The sequence below is a fragment of the Streptomyces roseicoloratus genome (genome assembly GCF_004117935.1).
Lineage (GTDB): Bacteria > Actinomycetota > Actinomycetes > Streptomycetales > Streptomycetaceae > Streptomyces > Streptomyces roseicoloratus.
Map to the genome: position 1 here is coordinate 95,068 of NZ_SDOY01000152.1, position 19,852 is coordinate 114,919.

The following is a 19,852-nucleotide window of genomic DNA, read 5'->3' on the forward strand; positions in this document are numbered from 1 at the left end:
CGTTTCGTCGAAATCCCTCGGCAAGGTTACGCGTGTCAGGCAGGTGCCAGGGGGAGCGGTACGAGGGGCGGCGCGGGGCACGGGGCCGCGGTGCCGGGCAAGAGGCAGGGGGCAGTGGGCAGGGGGTCAGCGGCTTGTCGGGTACAGAACATCCACAGGTCGGACAGTCCGTCTCACCCCTGGCCGGCCTGCCGTACGCTGCGCGCCCATGAGCATCGCAGTGGTGACGGGAGCGGGTTCGGGCATCGGCCGGAGCGTGGCGCGGGCCCTCGCGGCGGCGGGCTGGTCGGTGGCACTCGCGGGCCGCCGGGCGGAGCCTCTGGAAGAGACGGCGGCGGCCGTGCCGGCCGGGCGGTCCCTGTGCGTGCCGACGGACGTGACGTCGGCGGAGCAGGTGGCGTCGCTCTTCGAGACGGTACGGGCCCGATGGGGCCGGGTGGACCTGCTCTTCAACAACGCGGGCACGTTCGCGGGCGGCGGGGTTCCGGTGGAGGAACTGGATCCGGAGACCTGGCGGTCGGTGGTGGACGTGAACCTGACGGGCGCGTTCCTGTGCGCGCAGGCCGCGTTCCGCACGATGAAGGAGCAGTCGCCGCAGGGCGGCAGGATCATCAACAACGGCTCGATCTCGGCGCACGTGCCGCGCCCGCACTCGATCGCGTACACGGCGACGAAGCACGCGATGACGGGCCTGACGAAGTCGCTGTCGCTCGACGGCCGTCCGTACCGGATCGCGTGCGGTCAGATCGACATCGGCAACGCGGCGACGGAGATGACGGCGCGGATGCAGACCGGGATCCTCCAGGCCAACGGAGAGCTGGCGGTGGAGCCGGTGATGGACGCGGCGGACGTGGCGGCGACGGTGGTCCACATGGCGGCGCTGCCGCTGGAGGCGAACGTGCAGTTCGCGACGGTGATGGCGACGACGATGCCGTACATCGGGCGGGGCTGAGCAACTCCGGCAGGCGCGGCCGGGGGCGGCGCGGAGTCCCGCTACCCCTACCGCGACCGCTACCCGCCGACGGCGGGGGACGGGCGGGGAACGGGCGCGCGCCGCAGCGCCGCTCGCCGCGGAGTCCCGCCTTCGGCGGAGGGGGGTCGTCGCCCCCCTGCCCCGCCGCCGTCGGCCGCGATCGTCAGTCGGCGGGTGCCTGCCCGGTCTCGAAGCGGGAGACCTTCCCGTCGGTCACGGTGAAGCGCCAGGCGGTGCGCATGGAGCCCCAGGTGTCGTTGGTGTAGGTGGCGACGAGGGTGCGGCCGCCCTCGTTCTCGTCCTCCACCTCCATGCGCCCGTTGGAGGAGAAGATCTCCCGCTCCGTCCACTCCTCGAGGTTCCGGTCGGTGCCGTCGTCGGACATGGAGGCGTCGGAGGTCAGGAGCCCGAAGAAGGCCTCCCGGTCATTGGCGTTGAGAGCGGTCACGAAGGCCCGCACGACGGGGTCGCTGAGCCGGTCCACGGGAATGGTCATGCCCTACCCGTACACCGGCCCGGCCCTCCGCCCGGGGAACCCGGCCGCGCGTCAGCGTACGGGGTCGGCCACTTGGGCGAGCAGTGCTGCCGACTCCTCCGGCGCCAGGACGCGTTCGAGGACGAGGTCGCCGGCCATCCGGGGGAAGAACCGCCCAGCGTCCCAGCTGCGGGCGTAGGGCGGCGGGTCGAGGACGAGCAGGCGCACTCCGCCGACGACGGGGATGTCGGACGGGTTGCCCTCGTTCCAGATCCACTCGCCGTCGGCGCCCACCAGGTTGAAGGACCCGGTGGTGGGCACCAGGCCCGCCTCGTCCCGGCAGCGGGCGACGGCCTCGGCGGACGGCGCGTCGCCCGGCAGGTGGCCGCCGCCGATGAGGGCGTGGGCGAGGAGGGTGTGCAGCTGGAAGTTGTCGCCGATTCCGGAGGCGCGCAGGGCGAAGCCGGCGCCGCTGACCCGGTCGATGGCGACGATCGGTTCGTCGTCGAGCACGGCCAGCGCGTACTCCAGGCGCTTGAACCGGAACCGGTCGTCCGCCGCCTCGGCGGCGTTCCGGACGGCCGCGAGCAGTTCCGGTCGTCCCGGGACACCGCGCCGCACGGCCGGCGAGCCGAGCATCGCGACCCCGGCCATCTCGAAGGGCTCCAGCGACTGCCAGGCCGCGACCGCCCCGTACCCGAAGCGTTCGACGTCCTCCTCCGTCAGGCCCTCGCCGTCGTGGCCGGGCAGCTCGCCGCGGCCCTCGGCGGTCCAGCGACGGGCGAAGTCCCCGGCCGTCTCGAACGCCTCGCGTACGGCGGCGAAGACGGCCGGGGCGCAGGCCACCGGGTCGGCGCCGCGTTCGACGCAGGCGCCGACGACCACGGCGACCACGGCCCGCGGCCCCGGCGGCACGTCGGGCAGCAGGGCGGCCAGCCGGGGCGCCGCCTCGTGGAGTTCGGCGTCGTCCGCCCCGTCGAAGGTGCTCTGCAGGGCCCCGAAGGCCTTCTCGGCGGCCTCGGCGTCGTGCGCCCGTACGGCGCTGCCGAAGTCCGCCACGGCGGCCGTGAACCGCCCACGTCCGAATATCATCCGCGCACCCTACCGCCCGTCCACGACCTGGCAGTCTTGCCTCCATGACGGACACCGCCGCCTGGCACACCGTGACCCTCCTCCAGCAGTGGCTCACGACCCATCAGCAGCTGCCCCGTGACGAGGAGATCCTGGTGCGCGTCCTCAAACTCTCGGAGGAGGTCGGCGAGGCCGCCCAGGCGGTCATCGGCGCGAGGGGCGTCAACCCGCGCAAGGGGCACAGTCACGGCCGGCAGGACGTCGAGGCGGAGTTGTGCGACGTCATCATCACGGCGATGGTCGCCCTGCGGACCCTGACGCCGACGGCGCCGGAGGTCTTCGCACGGCATGTGGAGCGGGTGGCGGCGCGGTCACTGAAGGCGCCTCGGGCGACAACCGACACGTGAGACCGGTGGCATCGGCTTCCGTACGTCTCGATTCGTGCACAAGCAGTGAAAAGCGTGAACGTTCTGTGTATGTTGAGCGCCGCTCGGTCCCCTGCTCGTGGAGCTTCCCATGACGCAACCTCCGCCGCCCGGCCACGGATACGCCCAGGTGCCCCCGCCGTACGGCCCGCCTCCCCCTCCCCCGTTTCCGTATCAGGGGCCTCCCGTGCCGCCCCGGCGCTGGTGGCAGCATCCGGCGCTGGTCATCGCCGCCCTGGTCGTCCTTCCGCCCGCCGGCATCGCGCTCGCCTGGCTGAGCCACTGGAGCCGGACGGTCAAGATCGTCGCCACCGTCCTCGCGAGCCTGTGGTTCCTGACGCCCTTCCTCGGCAACCCGCCGAAGGATCCGGCCGTGAAGGACGAGGCGAAGCCGAAGGCGCCCGCGACGGCCACTCCCTCAGCGAGCCCCACGCCGAGTGCGCCGCCCGACTACGTCGGGCAGAACCTCAAGACGGCGAAGGCCGCCGCCTACGAGGCCGGGTACGACGCCATTTCCCATGACGCCTCCGACAAGGACGCGGGGCAGTGGGACGACGACAACTGGAAGGTCTGCTTCCAGACCCCGGCGGACAAGAAGGCGGGCTCGATGCCCACCCTCGACTTCGGCGTGGTGCGCAACGAGTGGCCGTGCCCGGCGAAGGACGGCGAACCCATCCCGTACCCGAGGATGCCGAAGGTCGTCGGCCGGACCTTCGCGAAGGCGTCCGAGACGCTGAAGCCCCTCGCGCTCCGGCAGATCGGGGCGGACGCCGCCTACACCGACGTGACCCTGCCTGCCGACGTCGACGACTGGAGCGTCTGTTTCCAGAACCCGGAGGCGGGCGAGGAGATCGAGGATCCCGCGACCACCACGGCCGACCTGAAGGTGACCGCCCCCGGCACGCCCTGCCCGGAGAACGAGTCCACCGAGCTCCATCCGGACCCGGTGCCCACGCATGACGACAGCGACGACTCGAACAGTTCCTCGGGCGGCACGTCGTCGGGAGGGTCCTCCGGCGGTTCCTCCGGCGGATCCGACAGCGTCTACTACAAGAACTGCACGGCCGCCCGAGCAGCCGGCGCCGCCCCGATCCGCCGCGGCGAGCCCGGATACCGCTCCGCCCTCGACCGGGACGGCGACGGCATCGCCTGCGACAGCTAGGACTGGTCCGGCCGGAGGCCGGGTGCCGTGGGCACCAGACGCCGGCCGAGGGCGGCCCTTGAGCTGCGCCCAGGCTCTTCAGGTCCGGAGCCAGATGGCCGCGGCTGCCGCTGCCGCGGCGCCAAGGTGGGCCTCCGGCGCAGGCCAGAGGCCCTTTCCGCGACAAAGCCCAGATGGGGGCAGACGAGTCGGGCTGTACGCCGGGGACTGTCGGCGCAACGCAAGGACCTGCATAAACGTGCAGGGATGGCGATTCCGTGGCTACTTTGATGGCTACGTAACAAGACGTCCCCGCCCGGATCGGCCCGGACGGGGACGTCGTCGCTCCTGAGATTCAGACGGTCCCCTCGATGCGTTCGAAGATGTCCGCGTCCGTCTCCCGCTGCCAGACCGGCAGGTCGGACCAGTCGGCGACATATCCGGGCTTCGGGTCTTCGAAATGCCGGAACATCTGGGCGGTCCAGCAGATCGCAACGAATCGCCCCTTCTGCTCGCGGGTGAGCCGGGCCGCGTGCCCGCCGCTGACCTCGATGAAGTCGCGCACCTGCCCGTACACGGCGGTGGCCGCTTCGCGCTCCCACGCGGGCGTGTCGTCCCACGGCGTGACGTAGCCAGGCTTGGGCTCGCCGGGGTAATGCTTGTTCACACCGTCGATCCACGCCTCGCGGAAGATCCGGCCGTCATTCATGCGCGTGTCCCTCTCGTCATGCGGTGCGCGGAAGCGCCGCGATTCGGTGATCAAGAGTCGAGACTCGGTCATCGGACATGAGCGGGGCAAGACGCCCCCGAAGCCCGTCCAGCTTCTTGCCGATGAATCCCGAATTCGACCGGTCGGCCAGTCCGAGTGCCTGCTCCGCGTAGTGCACGACCTGATCGATGTCCCGCCTGTGCGCCCCGAGCACGGCGAGGTCGCTGAGAACAGCAGCTCGGCGACGCAGGGACAGGGGTTGGGCAAGGGCTGCGGTGAGCGCTTCCTCGGCGAGATCAGGGCGGCCCAGCTGGAGGTAGCAGGCCCCTCTCTCCTCTGCCAGGCGGGAGCCGTCGAAGCGGAGCCAGCCGCCGTTGTGGGAGTGAGCGCTGTCGAGGGTGTGCACTTTCTCGGCTTCGTCAAGAGCCCGGTTGCACGCGGCGAGATCGCCCACGGCCGCGTACGCCTGCGCCTGGACGGCCGCGACCCAGTGACGGGTGGAGAGAGTGTCGTCGCCCCTCCGGGCGATGCGGAAAGCTGCCGCGAGCAAGGGCTGGGCAGCGTGCGCGCGACGCGCGTACAGCTCGACGTACGCGTGGCGCGTCATGGCACACGCCCACAGGTCGTGGTCGCCACCGGCGTAGGCCGCGTTGGCGGCCAATGTGTAGCACTGCGCGGCGTCGGTGTACCGGTTGGCGTCGAAGAACAGCTCGCCGACGAGCTGGTAGAGGTCAGCCGTCATCCGACACAACCGGGACCGATCCACAGCCGTACGGGTCTCGGCCAGCCCCTTCGCCATCACATCGAGCTGTGCGCGCACCGCAGGGAAGACCACATGCTTGGCGTCCGATAGCGCGTAGACCTGCCAGAGGCTGCGATGCAAGGCGTCCCCCGTCTCCAAGAGCGTCGACGCTGCGCGCCCTCGGGTGGCGTCACCGGCATCGGGAAGCGCGACCAGCGCACCCGTAACGGCGAGCAGACCCAGGACTTCGCGGCGCTTCATGTCGCCATCATCACCATGGAGGAGGGGTGGAACAGCGGAGAGCCCGGCTGTCTCAGCCGGCTGTTCCTCGGAGAGAAGGGCTTCCAGCTCGGGCAGGGTCACTCCCAACAGCCTTGCGATCTTCGGCCGTTGATGAGGACGCGGGGTGGCACGACCACTTTCCCAACGGACCACGGTGGACGCGGCCACCGAGAGCACTTCTGCGAATTCCTCCTGAGAGTAACCCCGGGCCGCGCGTCGTTCCGCAAAGTGCCTTCGCCTCGACGTCATAGGCCTCCCCTCACGAGAACCCTTTCACGCACTCATACCCGCCACGCGCCAACGCCTGGAAAACGCCCGGGTATTGCGCGACGTCCGCTCTGGGAGAAGGTAACGGATCGTCGTTGACTGGTCACACGCCGCTCGGAGGGCGAAGGACCCTTCGGCGGCTCCCACCACGGGAGGAGCGACCGAGTGACAACCTCCGGACTGCCCCGCAGGAACTCTGGCGACAGTGGCCGTATGTACACGCCGCCAGAGCCCCGGCCGGGTGCGCCGAGCCGGGCTCTTCGCGTGCGGGCGGCCGGCGGCTGGGAGAAGTTCATGCGCCGCATCGAGGCCCGACAGGAGCCGCAGGAGTGAACCCGGTCGGTTCCGACGGCTACGAGCACCACCCGCTCCTGGACACGCTTGTCCGTGACATCGCCTCGCGTGGGGAGGGCGTGCTCGTCGCCGTCACACACGAGCTCCACAGCCACGGCACGGTCCGCATCGCGCACATCCGGCCCGCGTCCGGAGTCGAGTGGACGACCGCGGCCGACAACATCCAGGCCGCTCGCCCCTGAGCCGCGGCCCGCAGATGGCCGTCCGCGCCCCCTGGCGCAGACGCATTCCCGCACCGCGCCCTTCAATACAAGGAGTCTCATGACCACCTCTGTTGCACTCCCCTCCCCCACACGCCCGTGGGGTGCGGGCCGACTCGCGCCCTACCCGGCGGTCATCCGCCGACCCCACGCCACGGTCGCCGTCGACCCCACGACGCAGCTCGGGGTGTTCCGCGACCGCGTCGGGCAGGTGGTCGAGATGGGCAAGCACGGCACCAGCTCGGGCACCGAGACCTCCACGACGACGAACTCGGACTCCCGGAACGACCAGGGTCACGATCAGGACAGCACGCAGGACTGATGGCCATGACCGAGGAGAGGCCGGTTCTGGTGGCCACCGAGGCGGACGACATCACCGCCGACATGGTGATCACCGAACTCAACCGGCGCCATGTGCCGGTGGTCCGGTTCAACCCCGCCGACATCGGCGAAAACCTCACGGTCTCGGCTCAGTTCGGCACCTGCCCGGCCCCGGTGGTCGGGCAGGTGTGCACCCCGTCGAGAACCGCTGATGTGTCTCAGGTCCGGTCGGTGTACTGGCGCCGCCCGGAATGGCCCACGTTTCCCCACCTGTCCGCTGACGACTCCCGGTTCGCGGCGGCGCAGGTCCGCTACGGATTGGGGGGCACCCTCTACGCCCTGGACGGCCCGCTCTGGGTCAACCACCCCCTGCGCGTTGCCGCAGCCGATTACAAGCCCGCGCAGCTCGTTCTCGCCCAGCAACTCGGCTTCACCATCCCTCCCACCCTTGTCACCAACGACCCGGACGAGGCCCGCGAGTTCGTCCGGGCTCAGGGGCAGGCGATCTTCAAGACACTGCGATGGACCCCCTACACGCGTGATGGCGTACCGGTGACAGGGTGGGCTGCCCCCGTCGCGCCCGAGGAGATCGACGACAGCGTTCGGGTCGCGCCCCATCTGTTCCAGGCCCGCGTGGACAAGGTCGCCGACGTCCGCGTACTGCTCGTAGGCCGACACACGTTCGCCGTACGCATCGACTCCGACCTCCTGGACTGGCGCAAGGACTACAGCGCCCTGACCTACACCGTGGAGCACCTTCCCGACGGGGTGACCAAGGGACTGCGTGCCTATCTGGACCGGCTGGATCTGGTCTCGGGAAGCTTCGATCTCGCGGTCGACCGGGCGGGGTACTACTGGTGGCTGGAACTGAATCCCAACGGACAGTGGGGGTGGCTGGAGACCGAGACCGGCCTCCCGATGTCCGCTGCCTTCGCCGACCTGCTCGTACAAGGAGATCGCCGATGACCGACCCGGCATCCGAGCGACGCCGCATGGCGACCGTTCTCATGAATCGAGGGGTCCTGAAATCCGCCTGGCTGCGTAAGGCCGTCGAGTCCGTCCCCCGCGAGCGGTTCCTCCGCCCGGGAGTCTTCCTGGACGAGGGGCGGACCTGGCGGCCCGTCACCGCCAACGACGCGAATCCGGACGAGTGGCTGAAGATCGCATACAGCGTAGACACCCTCACCACCCAGCTCGACGGCCAACTCACCGCCGACCAGGCCGACGAACGCGTCGTGGGCGTGCCCACGTCCTCCTCGACCGACCCGGCCACCGTCGTCGGCATGATCGAGACCCTGGACCTCGCGACGGGCCACCGAGTCCTGGAGATCGGCACAGGCACCGGCTACTCCGCAGCCCTGATGTGCCACTACCTCGGCGAGGACAACGTCGCCACGGTCGAGGTCGACGCACAAGTGGCCGCACGCGCCGATGCCGCTCTCGAAGCCGTCGGCTTCTCGACATGGACGGTGACGGGCGACGGGCTCCTCGGCCACCCGTACCGAGCACCGTACGACCGGGTCATCGCCACCTGCGCGGTCCGCCGCATCCCGTACGCGTGGATCAGGCAGACGAGACCCGGAGGCGTTGTGCTCGGCACGGTCGGCTCGTGGCCATGGGGAACCGGCCTCGCGAAACTGGCCGTCGGCGATGACGGCACCGCCGAGGGCTCGATCGTCGGGAGTTCCTCCTTCATGCAGGCGCGGGCCCAGGCCGTGGCCCCCATGGCCGGCGATCTCTCCGCCCGGACCGCGTACGCGGACAGTGAGCGGCGCACCCGGATGTCTCCTCTTGTCCTGGAGGAGTGGATGCCCGCCTTCCTCGCTCAGCTGGCGGCGCCCGGCGTTCACTTTGTCCGCGCGTCGGGCCGTGATGGCTCGCCCTTGCGGTACCTGTTCAATCCGGAGAAGGAGTCGTTCGCCGAGTTCCTCGTCGACGGCGAGAACTGGATCGTCCGCCAAGGCGGTCCGGTGGCCCTGTGGGATGACGTGGAACGTTCTCTCGTGGCCTGGCGGGACGCCGGGGCGCCGGAGATCGACTCCGTACGGCTCCGCGTGACGCCCACGTCCCACCGGTACTGGATTGACCAGGCGCCCTCTCTGCGCTGGGAGCACCGGATCGCCTGACCCACTACGCTCCGGACATGGACGACGAACCGCTCTCCCAGTGGGCCGAGCGTCGCGACGCGAGGATCGGGCAGCTCCGCGCCATCCCCCTCGTGAACGGCGACGGCCCGAGGGCATCGCATATGAACCCCGATGCACCCCGCGCGATCCAGCGGTGGAACGGCCATCTGTGGGAGCCGCACGGCTTCGCGGCGAATCTCGCGGAAGCAAGACTCCTCCTCTTTCCCCACACCGAGGCTGCCCTTCCCTCTGCCTCTGAGGCGACACCGAAGCTCGGCCCCGGGACCGGCAGACATCGGAAACCTCCGACGCCCCGATAAATCGGCGGGTCAGTGGCGGCCCATGCCATACCGCTGAAATCCTCTCCCACCCGGTAGACCACCGACGGCACAATGCCGCCCGTGAGCAACGACATATCCGATGACCCATGGGCCCAGCGGGTGTATCTGATGTGGCTGGCCCGTGACACTCGCTACGCTCTGACAGCCCTGACCGCCTGAGCGCCTGAGCGCAGAACACTCCGGTTCCGCCAGCCGCGTGGGTCTGCTTCGAGGACGGCCCAGCCGATACCCACGCCAAGCCGCCCAGCGTGGCTACCTTCATGGCTACCTTCGTAGCGGTGGGGTTCGGTTTCAACCGGTACAAACAGGGGTGAGGCGACACCCACGATTCCACAGAAGAAGGCTTCTGACGTGCGATATCGCAGGTCAGAAGCCTGAGGGGCAGACGAGTCGGGCTGTACGCCGGGTTCTGTGCCCCGGGACCTCGCGGTCGTCGGGGTGACGGCCATCCATCTAGGACCGGCGTTGCCGCCGGTCTCGTGCGGTCTACCCGCGGACTCGGGCGGGCAGCCCTCGATCGTCCGCGCAGGGACACCGGAGTGTCCCCTTTTGACCTTGCTCCGGGTGGGGTTTACCTAGCCGCCTGAGTCACCTCAGGCGCTGGTGGTCTCTTACACCACCGTTTCACCCTTACCGAGGACCGAGGTCCCCGGCGGTCTGTTCTCTGTGGCACTGTCCCGCGGGTCACCCCGGGTGGCCGTTAGCCACCACCTTGCCCTGTGGAGCCCGGACGTTCCTCGGGAGGATCCGAAGACCCTCACGCGGCCGCCCGCCCGGCTCGTCTGCCGTGCCGACCATGCTACCTGGCGTTCCGGCGGGTCCCGGCCGGGTCGGGGCGCATGCCCGCCACCGACGCCGGATCCTCCTTGACCTTGTCGTAGCGGCAAGGTTTCTACTGGAGCCATGCGTATCGGCGAGATCGCCGCGCTCGTCGGGGTCACCCCGCGGGCCGTGCGGCACTACCACCGGATGGGGCTGTTGCCCGAGCCCGCGCGGCGGGCCAACGGATACCGGGAGTACGGGATCCGGGACGCCGTGCTGCTCGCGCGGATCCGGCGGCTGGCCGAGCTGGGTCTCGGGCTCGACGAGGTCGGGGACGTCATCGCGGACGACGAGGGGCGGGAGCTCGTGGAGGTACTGGAAGAACTGGACGCGGACCTGGAGCGGCAGGAGCAGGTGATCCGGGAGCGGCGGACGCGGCTCGCCGAGCTGCTCGCGGAGGCGCGGGAGGGGCGGCTCGCCGCCGACGGGCCCGTCTCGCCCGAGCTGGCCGCCCTCCTCGCCGACCTCGGCGAGCCCGGCACGCCCGGCAGTCCCGCCGACTCGCCCATGGCCGCCAGGGACCGCGAGATCCTCACCCTGCTCGACACCGTCGTACCGGAGGAGGACCGGGCCCGGTTCATGGAGATGATGCGCGACGCCGCCGGTCACGCCCCCGCCCTCTACGCCCGGCTCGACGCCCTCGCCGACGCCGCCCCCGACGACCCGCGGGTCGCGGAGGCCGCCGCGGCGCTCGCCGCCGTCCTGCCGGACGAGGCGGGCGTCGAGGTGCCGGACGGCGGGCTCGCCGACATGTTCTTCGGCGACCTCGCTCCCGCCCAGGCCGCCGCCGTACGACTCGCCATGCGCCTCGTGGCGGAGCGTGCCCGATGAGGGGGGTGACGCGGCGCGTGACCACCTGGCTCACGTACGCACTGCTGCCCGCCGAGCTCGTCCTCGCCGTCTGTCTCGTCGCCGGCGTGCGGATCCCGCCCGCCGTGCTCGCCGTGGCCGAGACCGCCGTCGTCGTGCTGCTCCTGACGCAGGGCCTCGCCTATCTGCGGCTTCGGCGGCGCGGGCTCGGCGCACGCGAGGCCGTGCGCGTCCTCGTGCCCGAGCCCGCGCGGCGGCTCGTCGGGCACGAGCTGCGGCTGATGGCGAGCCTCGGCCGGTGGACGGCCCGGCGGCCGGACCTGGGCGGGCCGGGTGCGACGGCGTTCCCGCACGCCCGGGACCAGGCGGCCCTGATGTACGGCTTCGCCTTCGTCTGCGTCGTGGAGACCGTCGGGGTGTCGTACCTCCTCGCCGAATGGCCCGCCGTCCACGCGGTGATGCTCGTCCTCGACGTCTACACCGTCCTCTTCGTCCTCGGTCTGCACGCCGCCTCCGCGACCCGGCCGCACCTGCTGACCGCCGACGCCCTGCGCGTACGGCAGGCGGCGCACGTCGACGTGACGATTCCGCTGGACCGGATCACCGCCGTGCGGCGGGAGACGCTGTTCTCGCACGAGAAGAAGGACGGCGAGCTGAACCTCGCCGTCGGCTCCCAGACCTCCCTCACCCTGGAGCTCGGCGAGCCGGTGGACGCGCCGCGGCTGCTCGGCGCGCCCCGTCCGGTACGGCTGGTCCGCCTCCACGCGGACGACGCCCGCGCCCTCCACCGCGCGCTCACCGGGGCCTCGCTGCCTACGCCGGGACGAACTGTGCCTTCGCCCGTCCCGGGTCCGCCTGGGTCAGCCTGACCCGCAGCCACTCCCCCAGCGGCAGCCCGGCCCCGTCGCCGCCCTCGATGCGGGCGACGACGGCCGGCTGCTCCAGGTGGACGGTGCCGACCGACGGTTCGCGCTCCTTGACGTCGATCACGTACGCGTCGAAGAGCTCCCCGATCCGGCCGCTGAGCAGCGCCGCCTCCACGATGTCCACGCTCTCCCGCTCGACGGTGCCGGCGCGGCGCGCGCCCGACGCCATCTCGTCGGGCAGGGCGGGCAGCGCGGCCCGTACCCACGCGGGCGGTTCCTCGCCCGCCACCGCCGCCACGCACAGCTCGGCGGCGTACCGGTCGACCAGCCGCCGCAGCGGCGCCGTGCAGTGGGTGTACTCGTCGGCCACGGCCGCGTGCACTGCCGGCGTCGGCACCTCGCCGTCGGTGAAGACGGTGTAGCCCGCGCCGCGCAGCAGCGTCGTGCACTCCTGGAGGAAGGCGGCGTGCCGCGGGTTGGCCGGGTCGACGGAGCGGACGACGTCCGCGTACGAGACGTGGTGCGGCCAGTCGACACCGAGCGCCTGCGCGGAGCGGCGCAGCCTGGCCACGGCACCGTCGGGCGCGGTGGGCAGGGTGCGCAGGATCCCGGTGCCGGCGGCCGTCATGAGGTCGGCGGCCGCCATGCCGGTGAGGAGGGAGATCTGGGCGTTCCAGCCGTCGGCGGGCAGCGGGGCGCGGTAGGCGAGCGTGTAGGTGTCGCCGTGCTCGACGATCTCCTGCTCGGGGACGCCGAGGGAGATCCCGCCGCGTTCGCGCTCCAGCTTCTCCCGCAGGGTGCCGATCTCGCGGAGCAGCGCGAGCGGTTCCTCGGCGGTGCCGGTGTCGATGCGCCGCTGTGCGCCCTCGTAGTCGAGCTTCTCCCGGCTGCGGACGAGGGCGCGGCGGACGTCGGTGGCGACGCGGCGCCCGTCGGCGTCGAGGTCGATGCGCCAGAGCACGGCGGGGCGGGGTTCGCCGGGCAGGAGGCTGGCGGCGCCCTCGGAGAGGACGGCGGGGTGGAGGGGGACCTTGCCGTCGGGGAAGTAGAGGGTGAGGACGCGGCGGTGCGCCTCGGCGTCGATCGCGCCGCCGGGCGTGACGAAGGCGGCGACGTCGGCGATGGCGTAGTGGACGCGGTAGCCGCCGCCGGCCCGGCGGGCCAGGTGCATGGCCTGGTCGAGGTCGGTGGAGGTGGGTGGGTCGATCGTGAAGAAGGGCAGGTCCGTCGCGTCGTGCCCGGGCAGCCGGGGTGCCTTCGCCGCGGCCTCCGCCTCGGCGAGGACGTCGGCCGGGAACGCGCCGGGAGTCCCCAGCTCGGTCCGAAGCGCGCGCAGCGCGGCCCGCAACGGAGCCTCGGCTGCGCCGGTCACGTGGATGTGGCGACGGGGCATGGACCGAGCGTATGGCGCAGGGCGGAGGGCGGCACGTCGTACGCCCGCCCGCGCAGGGCGGAGGGCGGCACGTCGTACGCCCGCCCGCGCCGTGCGCCTGCCTGGACTCGCCCGCCCGCGCTACGCGCCTCCCGGCGGCCCGGCCCGTGTACGACCCGGCGTCCCGCCGGGCCCGGGTGGCGGGCGGCACCTCGTACGCTGGGGCACTGGGGCCGCACCCCCACCCCCGTACGTACGAAGGAGAACCGCCGTGCTCGTCCTGTTGCCGCCCTCCGAAGGAAAGGCCTCCTCGGGGCGCGGGGCGCCGCTCAAGGCGGAGGGGCTGTCGTTGCAGGGGCTCGCGGAGGCGCGGGCCGCGGTCCTCGACGAGCTGGTCGAGCTGTGCGTCGGCGACGAGGAGAAGGCGCGCGAGGTGCTGGGGCTCAGCGAGGGCCTGCGCGAAGAGGTCGCCAAGAACGCCGAGCTGCGGACGGCCGGAGCGCGGCCCGCCGGCGAGATCTACACCGGCGTCCTCTACGACGCCCTCGGCCTCGCCACCCTCGACGCGGCGGCGAAGAAGCGGGCCGCGAGCTCGCTGCTGGTGTTCTCGGGTCTGTGGGGCGCGGTGCGGGTGACCGACCGGATCCCGTCGTATCGCTGTTCGATGGGCGTGAAGCTGCCGGGGCTCGGCGCGCTGGGCGCGCACTGGCGCGGCGCGATGGCCGCGGTGATGCCGGAGGCGGCGGGCGAGGGCCTGGTCCTCGACCTGCGCTCGGCGGCGTACGCGGCGGCGTGGAAGCCCAAGGGCGAGGTGGCGGCCCGTACGGCGACGGTGCGGGTGCTGCACGCGCCGACGCGGAAGGTGGTGAGCCACTTCAACAAGGCGACGAAGGGGCGCATCGTGCGCAGCCTCCTGGAGGCGGGTGCCGCGCCGGCGAACGTGGCGGACCTCGTGGAGGCGCTGCGCGACCTCGGGTACGTGGTGGAGGAGGGCGGCAAGGCGGGCGCGCTCGACGTGCTCGTCGACGAGATCCACTAGAGGCGCCTCCTGCGAACGAGGCCGGGGGACGCGTCTCGCGAACTGGACCCGCGAACTGGACCCGCGAACGAGTGCGAACGGGACCCGCGAACGAGCGTTGCAGGATGCGCAACGCTCGTTGCGCGCTTCGTTTGCCCTCGGCAGGATGAGGCGCATGACGAGCGTGCTCGATCTCGCCCCCGCCGCCCCCGTCGTACCCGTCGTCGTGATCGAGGACGCCGCCGACGCCGTGCCCCTGGCCCGCGCTCTCGTGGCCGGCGGTCTGCGCGCGATCGAGGTGACCCTGCGGACGCCGGCCGCGCTCGGCGCGATCCGGGCCGTCGCGGACGAGGTCCCCGAGGCGGTCGTCGGTGCGGGCACGGTCGTGTCGGCGGCCTGCGTCGCGGCCGCCGCCGGCGCCGGGGCCCGGTTCCTCGTGAGCCCCGGCTGGACGGACGCGCTGCTCGACGCCATGCGGGACTCGGGCGTGCCGTTCCTGCCGGGGGTGTCGACGGCCTCAGAGGTCGTGGCGCTGCTCGAACGCGGCGTCAAGGACATGAAGTTCTTCCCGGCGGAGGCGGCGGGCGGCGTCCCCTACCTCAGGTCGCTCGCCGGCCCGCTCCCCCAGGCCCGTTTCTGTCCCACGGGCGGCATCTCGCTCGCCTCCGCGGCGTCCTACCTGTCCCTGCCCAACGTGCCCTGCGTCGGCGGTACGTGGATGCTCCCGGCGGACGCGCTCGCGACGCGCGACTGGAAGCGGGTCGAGTCCCTGGCCCGCGAGGCGGCGGCGCTGGCCCGCCGAGACCGTCGACCCGGCCCCGTCCTCCGGGACCGGTCCCGCTAGACCGGTCCTGTGAGGCGGATCCTGCCAGGCCGGTCAGTCGCGTGCGTCCGGCTCCGGCTCCATGGCGCGGTGGTCGCCGAGGGGGCGGTAGCCGAGGCGCTGGTAGAGGGCGTTGCTCGTCGGGTTGGCCGTGTCCGTGAAGAGGAGGACCTGGCGGGCGCCCGTGGAGAGGGCGGCGCGGGTGGCCGCGACGGTCGCGGCGCCGCCGTAGCCGCGGGCGCGGTGGGCGGGCGGGGTGTAGACGGTCGAGACGCGCGCCTGGCCCGCCGTGGTGGGTGAGACGCTCGCCATCGCGACGGGCCCGCCGTCCGTCTCCCAGAAGTGGAGACGGACGTCCGCCACGCGGGCCGCGACGTTCGCGGTGTAGTCGACGGTGGCGTCCTCGCCGACGTCCCGGGCGTACTCCCGCATCCAGGTGGCCGCGAGCGGCACGTCCGCCGGCGCGGCCACGCGTGCCGCGCCCCGCGGCGCGGGATGCGGCGGCGTCAGTTCGGCGAGCCGGAACAGCCGCAGCCGGTGGGTCGTCCGCCACGGCCGGCCGCCGGCCCGTACGTATGCCTCGACCGTCCCCGACTCGCCCCGTACGGAGGTCACTTCGCGTCCGTTCGGCAGCGGGGCGGCGCCCAGCGCACGCGCGGCGGCGTCCGGCATCGCCCCGAGCAGCAGCATCCCGGCCGGCGTCGCCAGGAAACCGCCGCCGCCCGGACCGTCCCACCAGCCGCGCAGTCCCACGGCGTCGGGCATGCCCAACAACGTGGTGTTGCGCGCCGGTTCGGCGCTCAGCCACGTGTACGCGGCGCGCCGGAAGACCTCGGGATCCTCGGTGAAGTGCCAGTCCATGCGGTGATGGTGGTACGGCGCCGGGCGCGGGTCCAACCGTTTTCGGTCCCGCTCAGCGCAGGTGCGAGGTGTCGTTCAGGAGCCGTACCGAGGCGTTGCCGTCCGCGTAGTAGGCGACCGCCGAGATCGAGGCCGCCGAGAGTTCCATGCGGAAGAGGGACTCCGGCGGGGCACCGAGGGCCAGGCGGACCAGGGTCTTGATCGGGGTCACGTGGGTGACGAGCAGGACCGTGCGGCCCGCGTACGCGGCGGTCAGCCGGTCGCGGGTCGCCGCCACGCGGCGGGAGACCGCCGCGAAGCTCTCGCCGCCGCCGGTCGGCGCCGCCTTCGGGGAGGCGAGCCAGGCGTCGAGGTCGTCCTCGTACCGCTCGCGGACCTCGGCGAAGGTGAGGCCTTCCCAGGCGCCGAAGTCGGTCTCGCGCAGCCCGTTCTCGATCCGGACGTCCAGGCCGAGACGGGCGGCGACGGCCCGGGCGGTCTGGCGGCAGCGGGAGAGCGGCGAGCTGACGATCTCCTGGATCGTGCCGCGCGCGGCGAGCGCCGCCGCCACGGCCTCGGCCTGCCGGAGCCCGGCCGGGGACAGCTCGGGGTCCGTGCCGCCGCTCCCGGAGAACCGCTTCTCGGGCGTCAGCGCGGTCTCCCCGTGCCGCAGCAGCACGAAGGTCGCGGGCGCACCCATGTCGGGACCCGACCAGCCGGGGGCGGCGGGCGCGGCGGGCGCGGGCGCCGACGGGCGCTCCGTGAGCGTCACGTTCGGTGCCGGGCTCGCCGTTGGGTGGGCCGCCTCCGCCTCGAAGTCGCCGCTCGCCGTGGTCTCCCGCTCGGCCGCCTCCCGGTCGGTGGTCGCCGCGGTCGCCAGGGAGGCGCGGGCCTGGGCGGCCAGGGCGGCGTCGGGCGCGAAGAGGCCCTCGGGCTCCGGCTCGGGACGCGCGCCGGAAGCGGAAGGGGAGCCGGAAGCGGTGGCGGGCTCCGCACCGGACGTCGTGCCCGTGGCGCCCAGCGCCGCCCGTGCCCGGGCCGCGCCGGCGGTGGCGTCGCCCGCGGCCGCGCGCGCCGCAGCGAGTTCGGCGGCGTGGTCCACCGGGGCGGACGCGGTCAGGGTGGCGGTCGACGCCGACGGCGACCACTGCTCGCCGCGGCGGCCCGCGTCCATCGCCTCGTTCGCGAGCCGGTCCGCGTGCTTGTTGCGCTCGCGCGGGATCCATTCGTACCGCACGCGGCCGGGCGGGAAGACCCGGCCCGCCTCGGCGGCCAGTGGCTTCATGTCGGGGTGCTTGATCTTCCAGCGGCCGGACATCTGCTCGACGACCAGCTTGGAGTCCATGCGCACGTGGACGGTCGCGTCGGGGAAGAGCTCGAAGGCCGCCCGCAGGCCGGCCACCAGGCCCTTGTACTCGGCCACGTTGTTCGTGGCGACGCCGATGTACTCGGCACGCTCGGCCAGGGTCTCGCCCGTCGCCGGGTCGAGGACCACCGCGCCGTAGCCGGCGGGGCCCGGGTTGCCCCGGGAGCCGCCGTCGGCCTCGACCACGAGCTCGCGCATTACAGGCCGGACTCCGACGTACGGACCAGGATGCGGCGGCAGTTCTCGCAGCGCACCACCGCGTCGGCCGCGGCGGCCCGCACCTCGTTGAGCTCGGTGATGTTCAGCTCGATGTGGCAGCCCTCGCACTTGCGCTGGTACAGCCGCGCCGCGCCGACCCCGCCCTGCTGCTCGCGCAGCTTCTCGTACAGCTTCATCAGGTCGGCCGGGACGGAACCGGCCACCAGCTCGCGCTCCTTGGCGACCGAGGCGGCTTCGCCGTCGAGCTCGGCCTGGGCGGCGTCGCGGCGGCCGGTCGCGTCGTCGACCTTCGCCTGGACGGCGGAGACCCGCTCGGTCAGCTCGGCGACCCGCTCCTGCGCGGACTCGCGGCGCTCCATGACCTCGAGGACGATCTCCTCGAGGTCGCCCTGGCGCTTGGCCAGCGAGGTGATCTCGCGCTGGAGGTTCTCCAGGTCCTTCGGCGAGGAGACGGCACCGGAGTCGAGGCGCTGCTGGTCGCGCGCGGCGCGCTGACGCACCTGGTCGACGTCCTGCTCCGCCTTGGTCTGCTCGCGGGCGCAGTCGCTCTCCTCGGTCTGCGCGGCGACGAGCAGGTCGCGCAGCTGGGTGAGGTCCTTGGTGAGCGACTCGATCTCGGCGTGCTCCGGCAGCGACCTGCGCTTGTGCGCGATCTGCTGGAGGCGTACGTCCAGCGCCTGGACGTCGAGGAGTCGGATCTGGTCGGCGGGCGCGGCGTTCAGTTGGGGGCTCCAGAAGAGGTGTAGTCGGAAGGGGCGCGCGTGGCGCTGTGCGCGGGCGCGGCGGGGACGACGTGGGCGGACCAGGGGTCGGTGACCGTCTTCGAGACGTGGACCCGGAGGTCCCAGCCGTGACGGTCGGAGATCGTGTCGAGCTGCGCGGCGGCCTGCTCGCACCAGGGCCACTCGGTGGCCCAGTGGGCGGCGTCCACGAGCCCGAGGGGCGAGTGCTGCGTCGCCTCGGAGACCGGGTGGTGGCGCAGGTCGGCGGTGAGGAAGGCGTCCACGCCCGCCGCCCGCACGGCGTCGAAGAGGCTGTCGCCCGAGCCGCCGCTCACGGCGACGCGGCGCACCGGCATGTCCGGGTCGCCGGCGACCCGGATGCCCTGCGCGGTGGCGGGCAGGCGCCGGGCCGCGCGCGCGGCGAACTCGGCCAGGGTCTCGGGCTGGCCGAGCTCGCAGATCCGGCCGAGGCCGTTCTCCGGCACGAGCGGCCCGGTGACCCGCAGGTCGAGCGCGCCGGCGAGGGCGTCGGAGACGCCGGGGTCGGCGGTGTCGGCGTTGGTGTGCGCCACGTGCAGGGCGATGTCGTGCTTGATCAGGGTGTGCACGACCCGGCCCTTGAAGTGCGAGGCGGCGACGCTGGTCGTGCCGCGCAGATAGAGCGGGTGGTGGGTGACGACCAGGTCGGCGCCGAGGCCGATCGCCTCGTCGGCGATCTCCTGGACGGGGTCGACGGCGAAGAGGACGCGGCGGACCTCCGCATCGGGGTCGCCGCAGACCGTGCCGACGGCGTCCCACTGCTCGGCCCGCTCGGGCGGCCAGAGGGCGTCGAGCTCGGCGATGACTTCAGACAGACGGGGCACGAAGCAAAGGCTACCTGCCCTCCGCCTTCCGCCGTCCTGACCTGTGGACAACCACCCGCCCGCCTTGTGGACAACCACCGAGGGCCACCCACGAACACGTCGACAGGCCCCCTCGACGGGCACGCCTCGCAGACCTCGCAGACCTTGCAGACCTCGCAGACCTAGCAGACCTTGCAGGCCTCGCAGACCTCGGAGACCTCGGAGACCTCGGAGAACCGAGCCCGACGACAGCAGGCAGAACCAGCGAATCCCCGTCCAGGAAAGTCGGACCGCGGTCGGACAACGGCCGGGAGGACCGGCAGCCGACCAGGGAATGCCGACGACGGCGGGGCGGACGGAGGAACCGAAGCGGACCCGAGGCCGACGACGGCGGGGCGGACGGAGGAACCGAAGCGGACCCGAGGCCGACGACGGCGGGGCGGGCAGGCAGCCGCCCCACCACGGATAGCTGAGGACGGCGGGGAGGGGGCCGGGGCCGGAGGGTGGGGGTGTCCGGACGTGGCGGCCTCCTCCACGCGCGAAGCGCAGGGGAGGTGGCAGTCCGGACACCCCCACCCGCAGGCCCCGGCCCCCGCACCACCCACGGGGTTCACAGCCCCCGGCCCGAGCCCGCCCCGGAACCCGCACCACCCACGGGGTTCACGGGACCCCGGCCCGAGCCCGCCCCGACCACCGCCACCCCCACGGGGTCCCGGGGCGCAAGG

At 72.7% G+C, this 19,852-nt stretch carries 21 protein-coding genes and 1 other RNA gene; 12 read left to right on the forward strand and 10 right to left on the reverse strand.

Translation table 11 applies throughout. The annotated features are described in order from the left end of the window. Positions 1–208: 208 nt before the first annotated feature. The gene (locus ESG85_RS26260) at positions 209–952 is read left to right on the forward strand and encodes an SDR family oxidoreductase (RefSeq protein WP_128983406.1); all 744 of its coding nucleotides are present in this window, start codon (positions 209–211) and stop codon (positions 950–952) included. Positions 953–1,136: 184 nt separating this feature from the next. Here the strand turns inward: ESG85_RS26260 and ESG85_RS26265 are convergent, their stop codons facing one another. Together ESG85_RS26265 and ESG85_RS26270 are read right to left on the reverse strand one after the other, a co-directional pair. Then, complete coding sequence (locus ESG85_RS26265) at positions 1,137–1,469, reverse strand: nuclear transport factor 2 family protein (protein ID WP_128983409.1); 333 nt, start codon at positions 1,467–1,469, stop codon at positions 1,137–1,139. 51 nt (positions 1,470–1,520) lie between these two features. Further along, the gene (locus ESG85_RS26270) at positions 1,521–2,540 is read right to left on the reverse strand and encodes a hypothetical protein (protein ID WP_128983411.1); all 1,020 of its coding nucleotides are present in this window, start codon (positions 2,538–2,540) and stop codon (positions 1,521–1,523) included. A gap of 44 nt (positions 2,541–2,584) precedes the next feature. On the opposite strand from ESG85_RS26270, the gene ESG85_RS26275 reads away from it, so the two are divergent. Further along, complete coding sequence (locus ESG85_RS26275) at positions 2,585–2,926, forward strand: MazG-like family protein (protein WP_128983413.1); 342 nt, start codon at positions 2,585–2,587, stop codon at positions 2,924–2,926. 205 nt (positions 2,927–3,131) lie between these two features. Beyond that, positions 3,132–4,106: an excalibur calcium-binding domain-containing protein gene (locus tag ESG85_RS36255; RefSeq protein ID WP_246095288.1), complete on the forward strand. Its 975-nt coding sequence runs from the start codon at positions 3,132–3,134 to the stop codon at positions 4,104–4,106. Positions 4,107–4,440: 334 nt separating this feature from the next. On the opposite strand, the gene ESG85_RS26285 is transcribed toward ESG85_RS36255, so the two are convergent. Then, positions 4,441–4,794, reverse strand: a complete 354-nt coding sequence (locus tag ESG85_RS26285) for a hypothetical protein (protein ID WP_128983462.1) — start codon at positions 4,792–4,794, stop codon at positions 4,441–4,443. Between the two features lie 16 nt (positions 4,795–4,810). Further along, positions 4,811–6,067: a helix-turn-helix domain-containing protein gene (locus ESG85_RS26290; protein WP_128983415.1), complete on the reverse strand. Its 1,257-nt coding sequence runs from the start codon at positions 6,065–6,067 to the stop codon at positions 4,811–4,813. A gap of 347 nt (positions 6,068–6,414) precedes the next feature. On the opposite strand from ESG85_RS26290, the gene ESG85_RS26295 reads away from it, so the two are divergent. The 5 genes from ESG85_RS26295 to ESG85_RS35530 all read left to right on the forward strand — a co-directional run bounded on the left by ESG85_RS26295 (position 6,415) and on the right by ESG85_RS35530 (position 9,406). Further along, positions 6,415–6,621, forward strand: a complete 207-nt coding sequence (locus tag ESG85_RS26295; protein WP_128983417.1) for a hypothetical protein — start codon at positions 6,415–6,417, stop codon at positions 6,619–6,621. Between the two features lie 79 nt (positions 6,622–6,700). Then, positions 6,701–6,961 carry a putative ATP-grasp-modified RiPP gene (tgmA, locus tag ESG85_RS26300; RefSeq protein WP_128983419.1) on the forward strand — a complete coding sequence of 87 codons (261 nt, stop codon included), beginning with the start codon at positions 6,701–6,703 and terminating at the stop codon, positions 6,959–6,961. 5 nt (positions 6,962–6,966) lie between these two features. Further along, complete coding sequence (gene tgmB / locus ESG85_RS26305; RefSeq protein ID WP_128983464.1) at positions 6,967–7,926, forward strand: ATP-grasp ribosomal peptide maturase; 960 nt, start codon at positions 6,967–6,969, stop codon at positions 7,924–7,926. After that, on the forward strand, positions 7,923–9,086 hold the full coding sequence (tgmC, locus tag ESG85_RS26310) for an ATP-grasp peptide maturase system methyltransferase (protein WP_128983421.1): 1,164 nt from the start codon (positions 7,923–7,925) through the stop codon (positions 9,084–9,086). Before tgmB ends, tgmC begins: the two co-directional genes overlap by 4 nt. 17 nt (positions 9,087–9,103) lie before the next feature. Beyond that, positions 9,104–9,406, forward strand: coding sequence for a DUF6087 family protein (locus ESG85_RS35530; protein ID WP_128983423.1), 303 nt, complete (start codon positions 9,104–9,106; stop codon positions 9,404–9,406). Between the two features lie 403 nt (positions 9,407–9,809). On the opposite strand, the gene rnpB is transcribed toward ESG85_RS35530, so the two are convergent. Continuing rightward, an RNA gene (rnpB, locus tag ESG85_RS26320) (RNase P RNA component class A) lies at positions 9,810–10,208 on the reverse strand. A 122-nt stretch (positions 10,209–10,330) separates the two neighbouring features. Here rnpB and ESG85_RS26325 point away from each other — a divergent pair. Both ESG85_RS26325 and ESG85_RS26330 read left to right on the forward strand, forming a co-directional pair. After that, complete coding sequence (locus ESG85_RS26325; protein ID WP_128983425.1) at positions 10,331–11,080, forward strand: MerR family transcriptional regulator; 750 nt, start codon at positions 10,331–10,333, stop codon at positions 11,078–11,080. A 17-nt stretch (positions 11,081–11,097) separates the two neighbouring features. Next, the gene (locus ESG85_RS26330) at positions 11,098–11,928 is read left to right on the forward strand and encodes a hypothetical protein (protein WP_309549423.1); all 831 of its coding nucleotides are present in this window, start codon (positions 11,098–11,100) and stop codon (positions 11,926–11,928) included. Here the strand turns inward: ESG85_RS26330 and ESG85_RS26335 are convergent. Continuing rightward, complete coding sequence (locus ESG85_RS26335; RefSeq protein WP_128983429.1) at positions 11,873–13,318, reverse strand: RNB domain-containing ribonuclease; 1,446 nt, start codon at positions 13,316–13,318, stop codon at positions 11,873–11,875. The two genes, ESG85_RS26330 and ESG85_RS26335, sit on opposite strands and share 56 nt — an antisense overlap. Positions 13,319–13,568: 250 nt before the next feature. Here ESG85_RS26335 and yaaA point away from each other — a divergent pair, with 250 nt between their 5' ends. Both yaaA and eda read left to right on the forward strand, forming a co-directional pair. Further along, positions 13,569–14,336: a peroxide stress protein YaaA gene (yaaA, locus tag ESG85_RS26340; protein ID WP_128983431.1), complete on the forward strand. Its 768-nt coding sequence runs from the start codon at positions 13,569–13,571 to the stop codon at positions 14,334–14,336. A gap of 154 nt (positions 14,337–14,490) precedes the next feature. Beyond that, positions 14,491–15,159: a bifunctional 4-hydroxy-2-oxoglutarate aldolase/2-dehydro-3-deoxy-phosphogluconate aldolase gene (gene eda / locus ESG85_RS26345; RefSeq protein WP_128983433.1), complete on the forward strand. Its 669-nt coding sequence runs from the start codon at positions 14,491–14,493 to the stop codon at positions 15,157–15,159. Positions 15,160–15,192: 33 nt separating this feature from the next. Here eda and ESG85_RS26350 read toward each other — a convergent pair whose 3' ends face one another. The 4 genes from ESG85_RS26350 to ESG85_RS26365 are packed head-to-tail and all read right to left on the reverse strand — an operon-like array spanning position 15,193 to position 19,148. Next, positions 15,193–15,999 (reverse strand): GNAT family N-acetyltransferase, encoded by an 807-nt coding sequence (locus tag ESG85_RS26350; RefSeq protein ID WP_128983435.1) that lies wholly within the window; start codon positions 15,997–15,999, stop codon positions 15,193–15,195. Between the two features lie 52 nt (positions 16,000–16,051). After that, positions 16,052–17,542, reverse strand: coding sequence for a bifunctional RNase H/acid phosphatase (locus tag ESG85_RS26355; protein ID WP_128983437.1), 1,491 nt, complete (start codon positions 17,540–17,542; stop codon positions 16,052–16,054). After that, positions 17,542–18,285 (reverse strand): zinc ribbon domain-containing protein, encoded by a 744-nt coding sequence (locus ESG85_RS26360; protein ID WP_181019120.1) that lies wholly within the window; start codon positions 18,283–18,285, stop codon positions 17,542–17,544. The genes ESG85_RS26355 and ESG85_RS26360 overlap by 1 nt, the downstream gene beginning before the upstream one ends. Further along, on the reverse strand, positions 18,282–19,148 hold the full coding sequence (locus ESG85_RS26365) for a Nif3-like dinuclear metal center hexameric protein (protein WP_128983439.1): 867 nt from the start codon (positions 19,146–19,148) through the stop codon (positions 18,282–18,284). Before ESG85_RS26365 ends, ESG85_RS26360 begins: the two co-directional genes overlap by 4 nt. Between the last annotated feature and the right edge of the window lie 704 nt (positions 19,149–19,852).